The 16,770-nt window shown below is 38.4% G+C and carries 11 protein-coding genes; 9 read left to right on the forward strand and 2 right to left on the reverse strand.

Features of this window, described 5'->3' with window-relative positions; translation table 11 throughout:
• Window positions 1–8 precede the first annotated feature (8 nt).
• From GJU43_RS02060 to GJU43_RS02085, 6 genes are all read left to right on the forward strand, one after another.
• Window positions 9–2,249 (forward strand): GH92 family glycosyl hydrolase, encoded by a 2,241-nt coding sequence (locus GJU43_RS02060; RefSeq protein WP_154339190.1) that lies wholly within the window; start codon window positions 9–11, stop codon window positions 2,247–2,249.
• Window positions 2,250–2,260: 11 nt separating this feature from the next.
• Window positions 2,261–4,921 (forward strand): glycoside hydrolase family 3 N-terminal domain-containing protein, encoded by a 2,661-nt coding sequence (locus GJU43_RS02065; protein WP_154339191.1) that lies wholly within the window; start codon window positions 2,261–2,263, stop codon window positions 4,919–4,921.
• 251 nt (window positions 4,922–5,172) lie between these two features.
• Entirely contained in the window at window positions 5,173–8,265 is a 3,093-nt protein-coding gene (locus GJU43_RS02070; RefSeq protein ID WP_154339192.1) for a SusC/RagA family TonB-linked outer membrane protein, read from the forward strand.
• Between the two features lie 15 nt (window positions 8,266–8,280).
• Entirely contained in the window at window positions 8,281–9,867 is a 1,587-nt protein-coding gene (locus GJU43_RS02075; protein ID WP_154339193.1) for a SusD/RagB family nutrient-binding outer membrane lipoprotein, read from the forward strand.
• A gap of 205 nt (window positions 9,868–10,072) precedes the next feature.
• Window positions 10,073–11,410 (forward strand): sugar MFS transporter, encoded by a 1,338-nt coding sequence (locus GJU43_RS02080; RefSeq protein ID WP_154339194.1) that lies wholly within the window; start codon window positions 10,073–10,075, stop codon window positions 11,408–11,410.
• An 82-nt stretch (window positions 11,411–11,492) separates the two neighbouring features.
• Window positions 11,493–12,545: an exo-alpha-sialidase gene (locus tag GJU43_RS02085; protein WP_154339195.1), complete on the forward strand. Its 1,053-nt coding sequence runs from the start codon at window positions 11,493–11,495 to the stop codon at window positions 12,543–12,545.
• A gap of 32 nt (window positions 12,546–12,577) precedes the next feature.
• On the opposite strand, the gene GJU43_RS02090 is transcribed toward GJU43_RS02085, so the two are convergent.
• Complete coding sequence (locus GJU43_RS02090) at window positions 12,578–13,417, reverse strand: alpha/beta fold hydrolase (protein WP_154339196.1); 840 nt, start codon at window positions 13,415–13,417, stop codon at window positions 12,578–12,580.
• 470 nt (window positions 13,418–13,887) lie between these two features.
• Here GJU43_RS02090 and GJU43_RS02095 point away from each other — a divergent pair, with 470 nt between their 5' ends.
• From GJU43_RS02095 to GJU43_RS02105, 3 genes are all read left to right on the forward strand, one after another.
• Window positions 13,888–14,274 (forward strand): helix-turn-helix domain-containing protein, encoded by a 387-nt coding sequence (locus GJU43_RS02095; RefSeq protein WP_154339197.1) that lies wholly within the window; start codon window positions 13,888–13,890, stop codon window positions 14,272–14,274.
• A 279-nt stretch (window positions 14,275–14,553) separates the two neighbouring features.
• The gene (locus GJU43_RS02100; RefSeq protein ID WP_154339198.1) at window positions 14,554–14,946 is read left to right on the forward strand and encodes a helix-turn-helix domain-containing protein; all 393 of its coding nucleotides are present in this window, start codon (window positions 14,554–14,556) and stop codon (window positions 14,944–14,946) included.
• 606 nt (window positions 14,947–15,552) lie between these two features.
• A complete protein-coding gene (locus GJU43_RS02105; protein WP_154339199.1) occupies window positions 15,553–15,969 on the forward strand; it encodes a cupin domain-containing protein in 417 nt (138 codons plus the stop codon).
• Between the two features lie 100 nt (window positions 15,970–16,069).
• Here GJU43_RS02105 and GJU43_RS02110 read toward each other — a convergent pair whose 3' ends face one another.
• Window positions 16,070–16,702, reverse strand: coding sequence for a nitroreductase family protein (locus GJU43_RS02110; RefSeq protein ID WP_154339200.1), 633 nt, complete (start codon window positions 16,700–16,702; stop codon window positions 16,070–16,072).
• Between the last annotated feature and the right edge of the window lie 68 nt (window positions 16,703–16,770).

Here is a 16,770-nt window from a genome sequence, read left to right on the forward strand (position 1 = left end):
ATTAGAATATGGTTTTAAATAAAAGGATCACAATACAGACAGCATGTTTTTTAGGCATGCTGTTTTTTAGCACAGCTGTTTTAGCACAGCAACCGGCAGATTTTGTAAATCCGTTTATTGGAACTTCAAATTACGGAGCTGCTTTTCCGGGACCGATTGCGCCAAGAGGAATGGCGAGTATTAGTCCTTTTAACGTAGCCGGATCTCAGAATAAATTAGAAAAAGACAGTCAGTGGCTGTCTAATCCATATGTACACGAGAATACATTCCTGACCGGATTCAGTCAGGTCAATTTAAGTGGAGTAGGTTGTCCCGAATTAGGTGTTATTTTAGTAATGCCAACAACAGGAGCCGTAGAAATCAATCATCTCACTTACGGCTCCAACTACTCAAACGAAGTGGCCAGGGCGGCTTACTACAGCGTCAATATTGACAAGTACAAGATCAAAGCAGAATTTACAGCATCAAAAAGAGTCGGGGTCAGTAAATTTACTTTCCCGAAAGGACAGTCTAATATTCTTTTAAATCTTGGTCTGGGTTTAACCAACGAAGAAGGAGCAATGGTAAAAGTAGTGTCACCTTCAGAAATTGAAGGCATGAGAAGTGTCGGTTCCTTTTGTTATAACAGTCCCGAAGCCGCGTATCCGGTATATTTTGTGGCGAAATTTTCAAAGCCCGCAAATAAATTCGGCGTTTGGAAAAAACCATCAAAATATGAAGGCACAGAAGCCCAATGGATGACCTATAACGGGAAAGCCAGAATGATGGAAAACACAACCAAAATGGTGGTTGGGGACAGCATCGGAACGTATTTTTCGTACCAGTTTGACAAAGAAGAAACCGTTGAAGTGAAAATTGGGGTTTCGTATGTAAGCATCGAAAATGCCCGTGAAAACTTAGAAAAAGAAACCGGAAATAAATCCTTTGAAGCGGTTTATAAAGAAACCTATGACGATTGGAATACCGAACTTTCGAAAATTATGATCGAAGGCGGATCAAAAGAAGATAAGACTATTTTTTATACGGCACTGTACCATACCTTAATTCATCCCAATACTCTAAATGATTATAACGGAGAATATCCGGAAATCAAAAGAGGGAAGATTGGTACAACCAAAAATACCCGTTACACCGTATTTTCATTATGGGATACGTACCGGAATCTGCATCAGCTGATGGCTCTGGCCTATCCGCAGCAACAGTCGGATATGGTGAAAAGCATGCTCGAAATGTATGATGAAAATGGCTGGCTGCCGAAATGGGAATTAAACTCAACAGAAACCTTTACCATGGTCGGAGATCCTGCCAGTATTGTGATTGCAGATACCTATTTAAAAGGAATCCGTGATTTTGATGTTGAAAAAGCTTATAGCGCCATGCTAAAAGGAGCCGATCAGATCGAAAACAATCCCTTGCGTCCCGGACTTAAAGAATATATCGAAAAAGGTTATCTGAGCACCAATTACCGTGGGCCGGTTTCTACTACACAGGAATACAATGCCTCAGATTATTCGATTGCTCTTTTAGCGAAAGCCTTAGGTAAAAAAGAAGACGAGAAACGTTTTAAAAGCCGTTCGCTATCGTACCGAAAACTATTCGATAAAAATTTAAAATTACTGCGCCCGAAAACTGCAGACGGAAAATGGTACGAACCGTTTGATCCTGTTGCCGGAGCTAATTTTGAAGAAAATATTGGCTTTATAGAAGGGAATGCCTGGCAATATGCTTTTATGGTACCGCATGATATCAAAGGACTGATACAATTAATGGGTGGTGACAAAGCGTTTAGCAGCCAGTTGCAAAAAGTATTTGACAGCAAACAATTTGATATGGCCAACGAACCCGACATTGCTTATCCGTATCTCTTTAATTATATAAAAGGAGACGAATGGAAAAGTCAGGAAATGGTTAAAAAACTCGTTAGGGAATATTTTCAGAATCAACCCAAAGGCCTGCCCGGAAATGACGATACCGGAACAATGTCGGCCTGGCTGGTGTATTCGATGATGGGAATTTATCCGATAGCACCTGGCGATCCGGTCTATACGATTACCACACCGATGTTCGATAAAATAACGATTCAACTGGATTCAAAATATTATAAAAATAAAAGTATTGTAATTGAAAGGGAAAAAAATAAGGATGGCAAAATCAAAACAATTGAACTAAACGGAAAAAAACTCCCGGGTTTTTTTACCTCTCATGATGATTTTGTGAATGGAAAAACACTTAAAGTGATACAAAACTAAACAACACAACTATGTTAAGATTAAGAATGAAAAAAACAGCCATTATTTTCGTAATGGCTTTTAGTTTTTACAGCGAAGGGTATGCACAAAAAAAATTACCGTATCAGGATGCAAAAACACCTGTTGAAGATCGTGTAAAAGATTTGTTAGGCAGAATGAGCCTGGAAGAAAAAGTACGCCAGATGGACATGTACAAAGGCGAATATTTCAAGGAAAAGGAAGATTTTTCTAAATCAAAATCCGATGTGCAAATTGGGAATTTAGGGATTGGCGCTATCCATGATATTTATCCCCGTTCGGCAAAAATGATCAATGATTTGCAGAGCGAGGTGATTAAAAAGAACAAATGGGGAATTCCAGCACTTATTATGTGTGAGATGCTTCATGGTTATTTAGATGACGGAAGTACCGCTTTCCCGATGAATATTGGTTTGGGTGCCACCTGGGATACAAATCTTATAGGCAAGGTAGGGCAGGTTATTGCTACCGAAGCCAGGGCACACGGCGTACATTTTGGTTTAGGTCCAAATTTAGATTTAGGCCGCGAGCCCCGCTGGGGAAGGGTTGCCGAAACTTTTGGTGAAGATGCCTACTTAAACAGTGAAATTGGACTGGCCTTTATAAAAGGAATGCAGGGCGACGATTTAAAATCAGACCGTTCTATAATTGCAGAGCCGAAACACTTTGCGGTACACGGGATTCCGCAGGCGGGAGGAAATTCCTCGCCAATTTTGGTAGGAGAACGTTCGGCCCGTGAAGATCATCTTCCGTCGTTTGAAAAAGCATTCAGAAAAGGCGGTGCTTTAGGAACCATGTGTGCCTATTCGGAATTAGACGGAATTCCCTGTGCGGCAAACCACTGGTTGCTGACAGATGTTCTTCGAAAAGAATGGGGTTTTAAAGGAATTGTAGTTTCCGATTTAGGAGCGATCAAATACCTGCAGACTACGCATAATGTGACCGATTCTCCAAAAGAAAGTATCCGTGTAGCCATTCAGGCCGGTGTTGATATGCAGTTCTACGATTTTACCAACGAGTTCTGGCAAAAAACAGTGATTGAACTGGTCAATGAAAAAAAACTAACCATGGACGATATCGACCGTGCTGCGGGAGGTGTTTTGCGTCTGAAATTTTTACTGGGATTATTTGAAAATCCGTATACAGCCACCAACTTAATCAAAGACCGTTTTCATACCAAAGAAAATCAGGCTATTGCTTTAGAAGCGGGACTTAAATCGATGGTTTTATTAAAAAACGAAAACAATACACTTCCATTAAATAAAGATATCAAAACAGTTGCTGTGATCGGGCCAAATGCCAATGTTTCACGATTAGGCGGTTATGCTGTGAAAAACAAAATCGGAACTACGGTTTTAGAAGGTGTTAAACAAGTTGTGGGTGCCAAAACAAACGTAATTTATGAAGAAGGCGTACCGCTAATCGTAATGGGACAAGTCATCCCAAAAGCGTATTTGCTGACTCCGGATGAATCTCAAAACGGATTAAAAGGAGAATATTTTAATAATAGAAATTTAGAAGGAAGCCCGGTGCTGACCCGTATTGACAGTCAGTTGGAATTTGACTGGCCATGGTCTCCGGGAGACGGAGTGGCAGATGATGATTTTTCGATTCGCTGGACGGGTTTCATAAAATCAGAAAAAGCATTTGACGGCTGGCTTGGGCTAAGTTCCGATGACGGAATCAGAATGTGGATTGACGATCAGCTGGTGATTGACAACTGGACCAAAGGAGCAACCAATATGGTGACCACTCCCAAAAATATCGAAGCCGGTAAAAAATACAAAGTCCGCATAGAAATGTGGGAAGGAGGCTGGGGAGCCAGAGCCCACCTGCGTTGGAATTTAGAAAGAGTGAACTTACAGCCTGCTGTAGAGGCTGCGAAAAAAGCTGATGTTGCCATCGTGGTTTTAGGAGAATCGAACGAATTGGTAGAAGAGAACAGGGACGTAGCTTCTTTGGATTTACACGGAATGCAGCAGGAACTGATAGAAGCAATTCAAAAAACAGGAACGCCTGTTGTTTGTGTACTGTTAAATGGCCGTCCGCTTTCTGTAAACTGGATCAGCGAAAATATTCCTGCCATCGTAGAAGGCTGGTTTCCAGGTGAGGCGGGAGGAAAAGCGGTAGCCGATGTCCTCTTTGGAAATTACAATCCCGGCGGAAGACTGCCGATTACATTTCCTAAATCTGTCGGACAGCTACCTATATATTACAATCAGAAACCATCAGCCATTCACCGATATGTAAGCGAAAGCGAAAATCCGCTTTACACTTTCGGATATGGTTTAAGCTACACGACTTTCGAATATTCAAATCTTACCTTAAGTAATAAATACATTAAGAGTAACGGTGAACTTAAAGTAAGCGTATCCGTTAAAAACACCGGAAATTATGATGGAGATGAAGTAGTGCAATTGTATATCGATGATGTATACAGCAGTGTCACTACTCCTAAGAAAACATTAAAGGGCTTCAAAAGGGTATTCCTTAAAAAAGGAGAAACCAAACAGGTAGAATTTGTTTTAACGGCTGACGAATTAAGTCTGTGGAACAAAGAAATGAAGAGAGTGGTTGAGGCCGGTGATTTTGAAGTAATGGTTGGCGGAAATTCGACAGACTTACAAAAGCAAAGCTTCAAAGTTATCGATTAGCACTGTAGTTGAAAAAATAGGATATTCAGGTTTTTAAGCTTTTTGTAATGAATACGTTTAATAATTTGATAAATCGTTTGGATTAATAACATGTTATGGTTTAAAAAGTAAGGAATTTAACTATGAAAAAATGAGGGTTTTTATAAATGTGTAACGTACACCTTTTCAAAATTGTCATTTGTCGAAATAATGATTTAGTTAACAAAACCTATCATTAAATTTAACATGTTATTAACTCAAAAAACAACTATATGATTAAAGATGTACTAAAATTACTGTTGGTAGTTTGCCTGTTCGGATTTCAAAGTCTTCAGGCACAAACAACAGTAAAAGGGACTATCACAGATGCTTCCAGCGGAATTCCAATCCCGGGAGCGAATGTTGTGGTAAAAGGAACAAAAACTAGTGTGTCAACAGATTTTGATGGGAAGTACAGTATTAATGTTCCAAATCAGTCAGCAGTATTAGTATTCTCTTATGTAGGCTCAGCTACAAAAGAAATCCCTGTTGGAACACAAACGAACCTCAATGTTACGTTAGGCGCAGACACGAACCAGTTAGGGGAAGTAGTAGTAACGGCACTTGGTATCAAGAGAGAGAAAAAGGCCGTTACCTATTCTGCGCAAAATATCGCGGTAGATGAGCTTTCAGAAGCAAGATCACTAAACGTTGCCAACTCACTTTCTGGTAAAGTTGCCGGTCTTAACTTCTCTACCACTTCAAACGGAGTAGGAAGTTCATCCAGAATTACACTTAGAGGGAACAGGTCTCTTAACGGTAACAACCAACCGCTTTATGTGGTAGATGGTGTGCCAATCAGTAACGGAACTACAACCGGAAATCCTGATATTGATACAGGTGGAACAACACAGCCTGACGGTATTTCGAATATTAACCCGGAAGATATTGCTTCTATGACAGTTCTTAAAGGACCTTCTGCGGCAGCTCTTTACGGAAACAGAGCAAGTAATGGTGTTATTATTATTACGACTAAATCCGGTAAAGCAGGAAAAACTTCGGTTTCATTGTCTTCTAATTTTATGGCATCTTCAGCTTATAATCTGACCAATTTTCAAAACGAATACGGTCAGGGAGACGGAGGCAATTATAATCCGATCTCGGTATCAAGCTGGGGAGGAAAATTAGACGGACGTCAGGTTTCGGCCTGGCAGTTAGCCCGTAATCCTAATTATACAGGTCCTGCAACTACAAGTTATTCAGCACAGCCTAATAACGTTATTGACTTTTATAAAACAGGATATAACCTGGCCAATACAATATCTATTACTACAGGAAATGAGAAAGCACAAGGATACTTCTCGTATACAAATACTCGTGCAGAAGGTATTGTTGGCGGAAATGCTTTAGACAGACACAACCTTAACTTAAGACTGACAAGTAAATTATCAGATAAATTTTCTTTGGATGTAAAAACAAACTACATCGTTCAGAACATCGATAATTTATTGAGAACCGGTGAGGAATCTATTGGTACATCTGCTTATTTATTGCCTCGTAGTATTAAATTCAACGAATACCGCAATTTCGAATATACCGATGCAGCAGGACAATTGCAGCAGAATTATTTTATAGATGAAGCAGGTTCTCCGGGAGGAAATCCATACTGGTCTGCCTTACGTGATGATTCAAGAGATGACAAAAGAAACAGATTTATAGGTCTTGCGTCTCTTAAGTATGATATGACAAGTAATTTAAGTTTACAAATAAGAAGTGGTCTGGATCAAATGACGAATAAAACAGTCAGAAACAGATATGCGACCCGTGCATTTAATAATAACTTAGGTTCGTATAGTGAATCATACGAAACAGTAAGTGAATTCAATACAGATGCATTACTTTCGTATAAAGATACATTTGGTGATTTTACAATTGGTCTTAACGCCGGTGCCAACATGCTGAAACAATCCAGTTCTGCATTAAATTCAGGCGGGGTTTTAAGTAAAAGAAACTATTTTTCTTTAATCAACGTGGCTACAGTTCAGTCTCTTTCTACCATGTCAGAGAAACAAGTTAATTCTGTTTACGGATTTTCTCAAATTGGATTCAGAAATTATTTATTCCTGGATATAACAGCAAGAAATGACTGGTCTTCTGCATTGCCTTCACAAAACAGATCTTTCTTTTATCCTTCAGCTGGTATTTCTGCTGTGGTATCAGATATGGTTACTTTGCCGGAAGTGATTAGCTTTGCTAAATTAAGAGCCTCTTATGCCAAAGTGGGTAATGATACAGATCCTTACCAGACAAGTTCTCAATTGTCTTACATTGGCGGTAATGGTGGTATGTTGTATTCTCAGACTACAGCTGCAAATCCTAACCTTAGACCGGAAATGTCAAGTTCTACAGAGGTTGGTGCGGATGTGAGATTTTTTAAAAACCGTTTGGGATTAGATTTTACGTATTTCCAGACCAAAACATCAGATCAGATTTTCTACATCAACACACCTGAATCTTCTTCAAAATCAAGAGCAGTATTAAACGGTGGTGATATCGAAAACAAAGGGGTAGAGCTTACGCTTACAGCAACGCCTATACAGACAGAAAATTTCTCCTGGGATATTATGGCGAATTATGCTTCTTATAAATCTAAAATTACTTCTATCTATGATAACAGAGAAGAATTGGTTATTGGTGAAGGAAGATTGGTGAGAAGTAAAGTGATTAAAGGAGGCGAATATGGTGATTTATACATCAAAGGTTTTCAAAGAGCACCTGATGGTCAGATTATTGTAAACGCTGCCGGTATACCTTTGGCGACGGATGATTTTAGTGTTCGCGCGGGTAATTTTAACCCGGACTGGACGGCTGGTTTTAAAAATAATTTCAGATATAAAGATTTTTCACTAAGTTTCCTTGTTGATTTTAGAATTGGTGGAGAAGTAATCTCTTATACACAGGCGAGACAAGCCGGTTTAGGGGTAAGTGATATCACTTTAGCAGGAAGAGAAGGCGGAATTGTTGTTCCCGGTGTAGTAGCAAGCGGAGGATCTTATGTTCAGAATACAACAAGTATTACAGCAGAACAATACTGGACAGCAATCGGACAAAGAACACCGGTAGCAGAACCTTTTATTTATGATGCCACAAACATCAGATTAAGAGAACTTGTTTTTGGATATTCATTGCCAAAGCGTATGTTGATGAACAGCGGTTTTGCTAATATAGATTTCTCAATAGTAGGAAGAAATTTATTCTTCTTCCTGAACGAAGCAAAATACTTTGATCCTGAAGCAGGAGCTGGTACAGGAAACTTACAAGGTATTGAGTCTTTTAATATTCCTTCAACGAGAGAATATGGTGTGAATGTAAAGTTTGGATTTTAATTTAAAAAAAATAACATGAAAAATAATTATAAAATTAAAACAATTGGAGTGGTCCTGTCGATGCTCTCTGTTTTTTCAAGCTGTACACAGGATTTTGATGAGATCAACACCAATAAAAATACGTTGACAGAAGATCAGTTAGATCAGACTCTTGCAGGTCCTGCATTTGCCTCAGCATTATATGCAGGGATACATAATGGATCGTACTCTTCACCGGGAGTAGATGATCAGGGAACCTGGGGTATTGCAACAGGTATTTTACCCTCTACTTTTACACAATATTTAAGCTGTGGATATGGTACAGAAAGAAATGCATTTGTAAATGGTTATGAAGGACGTGGATGGTTAAGATTCTACACCGTTGCCGTACCGGCATTAAACAATGCTATCAAAGCATCTGCAGGAAATGCTGACGCACTTGCAGTACTAAAAATCTGGAAAGTATTCATGTACAATCAAATGACAGATGCTTATGGTCCGATTCCTTACACAGAAGCAGGGAATAATAAGGAAAAAGTACCTTACGATAGTGTAGAATTTATTTATGCAGACTTTTTTAAACTGTTAGATGAAGCAAATGCTACACTTAGCGCTACTTCAGCAACAACAGTAGGTACCCTTCAGCCTAATGACAGAGTATATTCAGGAAATGTACAGAACTGGAAAAGATTTGGAAACAGTCTTAGACTGCGTTTAGCTTTAAGAATTTCGGATATTGACCCTGCAAAAGCAAAAACTCAGGCAGAAGCCGCAGTAGCTGCAGGTGTTATAGAAACGAATGAGCAAAGCGCTACTTTTAAAGTAAGTAATATTACACCAAACAACATGAACATGATTGTAAATGCTTGGGGATATTATATGACCGCTTCTATGGAAAGTCTTTTGGTAGGATATGGTGATCCAAGACTGGCAAAATGGTTCTCTCCAATTGATACAGGTGTGTATCAGGGAAGACCTGTTGGAGGTTTACAAGGGCAGTTTGGAACTACTAAGTTCTCTATGTTTAATAATGACGTGCTGGGAAGTGGTCCTAACGGAAGCCTTAGTGAGACCAAAAACATTGAAATCTTCATGGCTTCTGAAAACTATTTAAGCAGAGCTGAAGGCGCATTAAATGGATGGAACATGAGTGGTACCGCGCAAAGTCTGTACGAGCAGGGTATTGCATTATCATTGAGACAATGGGGTATTACTGATGCTACTACTATAAGTAATTATATCTCAGGAACCTCTACACCAAGTGTGCCAAATGTTGCAGCTGCTTATCCATCGTTAGGCCTACAAACTGTTCCTGTGACACTTCCTGTAGCATGGGATGCTTCTGTAGCCAACCAGCGTACACAAATTGCAGTTCAGAAATATTTAGCAATATTCCCTGAATCCTGGGAAGCATGGGCTGATTTACGCAGAAGTGATGCTAAAGTTATTTACCCGATACTGAATACAGATAATGTGGAGGCCGGCGTAGGTAAAAGCCTGATGAAACGTGTAATCTTTGTTACCAATGAATATTCATCAAACAGAGACGCCGTTACAGATGCAATCGCAAAACTTAAAGGTCCTGATTCCGGAGGTACTAAACTTTGGTGGGATACAAAATAAGTAGTTTTAGTAAAGTTTAGTTTAAGGGATTCTTTACTTGACAAGGCAAAAAGGAGAGGTAACTCTCCTTTTGCTATTTAGGGAAAACAGTCAAACAGAAAAAGCATAATAAATAGAAATGTAAACAGGAATGATTGTCGGTTTTTTAATCGTGAAGATTAAAGAATTGATAAGAGAACAATCATTCATAAATAAAAGAATAATCATGGCTAATCGCAATAAACCATCTTCTTCTGACCAGAATAGTACCTTAATTCCAATTATAATTATAGCAAGTCTTTTCTTTATTTTTGGATTCGTAACCTGGATCAATGGAGCGCTGATTCCGTTTATGAAAACCATAAACGAGTTAACATCTGCGCAATCACTTTTAGTAGCATCGGCATCGTATATTTCATTTGTAGTTATGGCACTGCCCGCATCTTATATTTTAACAAAGATTGGCTATAAAAAAGGAATGTCCCTGGGGTTGTTTATCATGGGATTAGGAGCTTTAGTATTTATTCCGGCTGCCGAGGCGAGAACCTACTGGATGTTTTTGACCGGTATTTTTATTCAGGGCACCGGAATGACATTACTCCAGACCGCATCAAACCCTTATATTACTATTTTAGGCCCCATTGACAGTGCTGCGAAACGAATTTCGATTATGGGTATTTGTAATAAAATTGCAGGAGCTTTAGGTTCCCTTATTTTTGGAAGCCTTCTGCTATCAGGAATTGATGAAATTCAGAAAAAACTAAGTGTCGTATCGGTAACAGAAAAGAAACAATTATTAGATACTATGGCAGATAGTGTCGTTGCACCCTATATTACAATGGCAGTAGTCTTATTTGTTCTGGGAATACTAATCAGGAAAGCCCCTTTGCCGGATGTCGAAGCAGAACCTATAGAAGTAGCAAAAGAAGGCAAAACGACAAAAACAAGTATCTTTCAGTTTCCGCATTTATGGCTGGGTGTGTTAACCCTTTTTATGTATGTGGGAGTCGAAGTTATCGCGGGAGATACCATTATAGCGTATGGAATCTCATTGGGTTTTCCTGCAGAAGAGGCTAAGTTTTTTACCACCTTTACCTTATTGGCAATGGTAGCCACTTATGCGCTTGGCGCTTTTTTAATTCCAAAATATATCACCCAGACAGCAGCATTAAAAGTAAGTGCCATTCTGGGGATTATATTCTCATTCTTCATTGTATTTACCTCGGGCTTTGTATCCATTTTATTTGTGGCCGCTTTAGGAATAGCAAATGCATTGGTCTGGCCTGCAATCTGGCCTCTGACATTAAAAGGTCTCGGTAAGTTTACAAAAACCGCTTCAGCATTGTTAATTATGGCTATTTCAGGAGGGGCGGTAATTCCTCCGCTGTATGGAAAATTTGTAGATTTAAACAAGGCAGATATGTTAGCCATGGGATTATCACAAAAGGCAGCGACTGCAAACGCTGCGACAGAAGGCTATTGGATTATACTTCCTTGTTATGTCTTCATTTTGTATTACGCCCTTTTTGGACATGCAGTTGGGTTGAAGAAAATTGGAAAATGAGAAAATGAGAGAATTAGAAAATTAGAGAATGAGGAAATTTGGAATTTGGAGTTTCTAATTTGGAATTTAAACACTAACTAAAATGATTTTAAAATTTAAACCTTTAGTAATTCTATTGCTGGCGCTTTGTATTTCCTGCACTTCTGTACCGAAGAAAAACCTTCAGGCAGTAAATATTACACAAAGTTACATTGCCGATGAACCTGTTACCCATAACAGCCATGCGGCAACTCTTGTCGAAATTAAGCCCAATACGCTTATGGCGGCTTGGTTTGGAGGCAAATACGAAGGCGCTAAAGACGTAGGGATTTATTTTTCGGTTTATAAAGATAAAAAATGGTCCGTACCTCAGAATCTTATTAAACCTGCGATTATCAAAGGCGATACACTGCCCTGCTGGAATCCGGTAGTATTCAAAAGCAAAAGCAATAATTTGTATTTGTTTTATAAAGTCGGAAAAAACCCGAGAGAATGGTTTGGCGCTATGATTACGTCAAAAGATGACGGGAAAACCTGGAGTGCCCCAAAGTACCTGCCGGAAGGAATTCTCGGTCCGATTAAAAATAAGCCCGTTGAGGTTGTTCCGGGTGTTCTTTTATGCGGCAGCAGTACAGAAAGTACCCAAAATAACCAATGGAGGGTACATGTTGAAACGTACACAGAAGCAACCGATACCTGGGAAAAAATAGCGGTAGCAGACAAAAAACAGTTTGATGTGATTCAACCCACGTTTTTAGTGCACGCCAATAACACGATTCAGATGTTATCGCGAAGCAAACACAATAAAATAATAACAAGCTGGTCTAAGGACAAGGGGCAGCACTGGGCGGAAACCGATAGTATTAATGTTGTAAATTCAAATTCGGGAATTGATGCTCTGACGTTATCCCCAAAAGCTTTTTTACTGGTCAATAATCCATTACCGCAAGGAAAAGACTGGTTCAACGGACGTAATATCCTTGACGTAGAATATTCATCAAACGGAATTTCATGGAAAAAACTGTTTGATCTCGAAAATCAAACCGAAGGCGAATTCAGTTATCCGGCCATTATACAGACCACAGACGGGAAAATTCATGTTTTGTATACCTACAACAGGAAATATATTAAACATGTCGCATTTGATGTCATTTGAATACAAAGAGGAAGCCAAAAACTTCCTCTTTTTTAATGCATGTATTTCACAAAATTGATGATGTATTTTGTTGTCAGTTCCGGATACTGATGCTGAGGTCCGTGACCCGTTTCAGAATAGACAATCAGTTGTGCATTGACCATATGATTGATGACAGGATACCAGTTTTCTACCGCAAAACTAATATCATGATCTCCCGAAATAACCAGCACCGGCGTTTTGGTTTTTTTAAGCTGTTCCCTGAAGTTTAAAATATCTTCCCGGAAACCGTCTCCACCCGCAAAATAAACCTGAAAAACATCCATAGTCGAAGGAATCTTTTTGACATCTAATTTTTTATGAATCCGCTCATGGGATGCTTTTGCAGCAGCACGGCTTCTTTCTGATTTCGGCTCGAAAAACAAAACCACTTCATCCTCAAAATCATTGACTGGTTTTAGCGCAGCATCCAGAAAAGCCTGCTCAAACGGCACTTCATTTTTGCCCGGGGGATTTGTTCCCAGTAAAATAGCATGAGTGACCAGATTCGGATACAATAAAGTAGCGGCCTGAGCCACCAATCCGCCATAAGACCATCCTAAAACAATAAAAGTGCCCAGTTTCAGACAGTCGGCCAGATCTTTAATATCTTTGGCTACAATCGCAATGTCAGGTGCCATAGTTCCGCCGGACGAACCAATTCCGGAGTAATCAAAAGTAATTACATGGAATCTTTTAGCCATCATGGTGATAAATAAGGGATCCCAGGTGTCAAGAGTTCCTCTGAAACGGTTTACAAAAATGATCGTTTTTCCCTTGCCATAAGAGCGATAAGCAATCTTTCGATCGCCCGTATCGGCAAAAAGGGTTTCTGTTTCATAAAATTTTTTCATAATTATATTGTAAAGATTGGAAAAATAGGAAGTGGATTTTAAACATGATGTTCGGCAAAAAAATAAAATCCGTAGAGCTCAGTTTTTCAGGTTTGTTTACCGATAATCAAATCAGGCAAAGATCAGACCAGATAGAAGAACGTGTGAAATGGGGATATTTCAGCTTTTACTACTTTTTGAATAATGATATTTCGCTATTCTTTCCTGATATTTCATACATTGTAATGAAAAATCAAAATTGTTTAAATATAGTAAAATATTTAGCAGGTAAATGTTAAGTAATTGTAATTCAGTGTTTTGATTTTGTTAAGTTGCAACTTTACCCGGATTTCGGTTGTAGTGGATACTTTATCCGAAAAATTGTACTTTTGTTTGTAAGTCCTTCAGTAAGATAAAAATGGTGTACTGCTGATCAGGACTTGTTTTAACCGGAATCTGTTTTTTGAAAGAAATTTAAATACCTTTGAAATATGAGCACAGCAACAAGACCAAATCATATAGGCCGAAAAATCAGCCGTATTCGTGAACTTCGCGATATGAAGCAGGAAGCATTGGCACAAGCTTTAGGCACCAACCAGCAAGCTGTTTCAATTATTGAAAACAGCGAAACAATTGATGAAGACAAACTGATAGAAGTTGCTAAAGCACTTGGTGTAACAGCAGAAGCCATTAAAAATTTCTCCGAAGAAGCTGTTTTAAATATTATTGGAAATACGTATCATGACAGCAATGTTGTTAATGGAAATGCATATAGCTGTAATTTCAATCCTCTTGATAAAGTAGTAGAACTTTATGAACGTTTAGTTCAGGCTGAAAAAGAAAAATTAGAGTATGTAGAAAAACTATTGAAAAAATAAAATGTTTAGCAATCACTACTCTATATAGATTGAATTGACTCCAGCTTTAGCTGGAGGTTATAATAAAATATCGCAATGGCTTTAGCCGAATTTGCGAAAAGAGGTTTAAAATAAAACCTGCAGTTTTATATGGCTAAAGCCTTCAAAGGAATTCATCTGAACCCAGAAATTGTACTTTTGTCCGTAATTCAGGCAGGAAGATAAAAATGATATACTACTGATCAGGACTTGTTTTAAACGGAATCTTTTTTTTAAAAGAAATTTAAATACCCTTGAAATATGAGCACAGCAACAAAAACCAAACACATTGGCAGAAATATCAGCCGCATTCGTGAACTTAAAGACATGAAGCAGGAGGCGTTGGCACAAGCCTTAGGAACAAGCCAGCAGACAATATCTGCTATTGAAAACAGTGAAAATATTGATGAGGAAAGACTTGTTGAGGTAGCGAAAGCATTGGGAGTGACTACAGAAGCAATTAAAAACTTTTCCGAAGAAAATATGATTAACTATTTCAATACTTTTTACGACAACAGTGCAAAAGACGGAATATTTAATTCTAATCATTGTACATTTAATCCCTTAGATAAAGTAGTTGAACTTTATGAGCGTCTCGTACAGGCTGAAAAAGAAAAATTAGAGTACGTAGAAAAGATATTAAAGGATAAATAACCTTTATAAATAGGAAAAACAAAAAGAGACTTTTTAATAAAAGTCTCTTTTTGTTTTTAATTAGAAAGAGTTTCTAAAATAGATATTTGGCGTCAGTTACCATAAAATTTCACGTCTGTAACTCTAAGTATCCTTTTTCAAATACCAATTATGGCCTCTGCGCTGTATAATTATACGTTGCGTCAGGCGTCATTGGGGTTCTGAACCCTACAAACTACGTTCACAACCTATAATTATAAACCAGAGACGCCATTAATGACGTTTAAGACGTGATGAATGGCGTTCCGGACGTCAAATTACAGGGAGCTGACGCCAATTGAGCATGTCATAACGTGATCAGTTCATGATAGAACCTCAAACAAGTGCTTGTAGAAATAGTGTATTCTGCAGTTTACTACTATTATTTTTCAGATCAACCTGACAACTTTATGGATGGTTTAAAATAAGGAAGAGAATTTCAGGTACCTAAATGTCCAATTCAGCGCTTTTTTAGACGGTTTCCCTGTTTTAATGCTTTTCTAAAGAGCGTTACCGAAATACCTTTGATGTATCAAAATCTAGAAGTGTTTGTGATTTTGAACAAATTATTAATCTAAAAAATAACTTATGAAAAATTTACAAAACAAAAAACTCGTATGGAATGCCATTGCAATTATGAGTTTTGCAGCCTTTATGCTTCCGGTTTCCGTAGCAGCTCAAAAAGCGGAAATAAAACGTACCCTGCTACAGCAGCACGATCTGAGTGTTCAGGGAAAAGAAGTCGTACAGGCCACTATAGATTTCGGAGCACATACCGCTTTTGGTAAACATTATCATCCCGGAGAAGAAATTATTTATGTTGTAAAAGGATCTTTGCAGTATGAAGTTGAAGGAAGCCTGCCGGTAACATTAAAAGCCGGAGAGGTGCTTTTTATTCCCGCAGGAACGGTTCATTCCGCTAAAAATGATACCAATGAAAATGCTGTTGAACTCGCCACTTACGTAGTCGAAAAAGGGAAACAGCTCGTAGTATTGACCAAATAAGATTTTAACGCGAAAAAGTCTTTTCAAGATAAAAAAAATGCTTTTGAAAGTGCCGTGTAAGCAATTTCAAAAGCATTTTTATGAAACAGAAATTAATCTCTTATTTGATCTCTGTTATGAATTCATTTTGTGGAGTTCTCACTTTTTTCATGTTTACCAGCCAGTCGTTTGCCTCATCTCTGTAACCAAGCGTAAGGATGATAGCACTTTTAAGTCCAAGTTCATTCAGCCCTAATAACTTATCTACTTCAGCAGGAATAAAACCCTCCATAGGTGTTGCATCTACTTTTTGTTCAGCAGCAGCAGCGATCGCAAGACCAAACGAAATGTAAGCTTGTTTGGCTGCATGTATAGCATGCCATTCCTGACCAAGAGGCTCGTACATTCCCCAAAGCATTTTTTTATAATCATCCATGGCTTCAGCAGGTAATCCTCTTTCTTTAATGGTTCTGTCAAATACAGCTGAAATTTTTTCCAGGGAATAGCCGTCCCAGGATGCAAAAACCAATACGTGCGATGCATCGGTAATCTGACTCTGGTCAAAACCTACGGCTCTGATTTTTTCCTGTAATTCTTTATTAGAAATTACAAAAATCTGATAAGGCTGTAAACCGGATGAAGAAGGAGCTAATCGTGCTGCTTCAAGGATATAATCCAGTTTCTCCTGCGGAACAACTTGTCCGTTCATTTTTTTGGTAGCATAACGCCATTCAAGTGCTTCTATTAAGGCCATATTTTTTATATTAAATTTAAATTATTGTCAAAAGTAAAGACTTTACGTTTATTTTTGTCATCTGATTA

Origin of the sequence: Flavobacterium sp. LC2016-23, from assembly GCF_009674775.1 — a bacterium.
In the GTDB taxonomy this organism is placed as follows: Bacteria; Bacteroidota; Bacteroidia; order Flavobacteriales; family Flavobacteriaceae; genus Flavobacterium.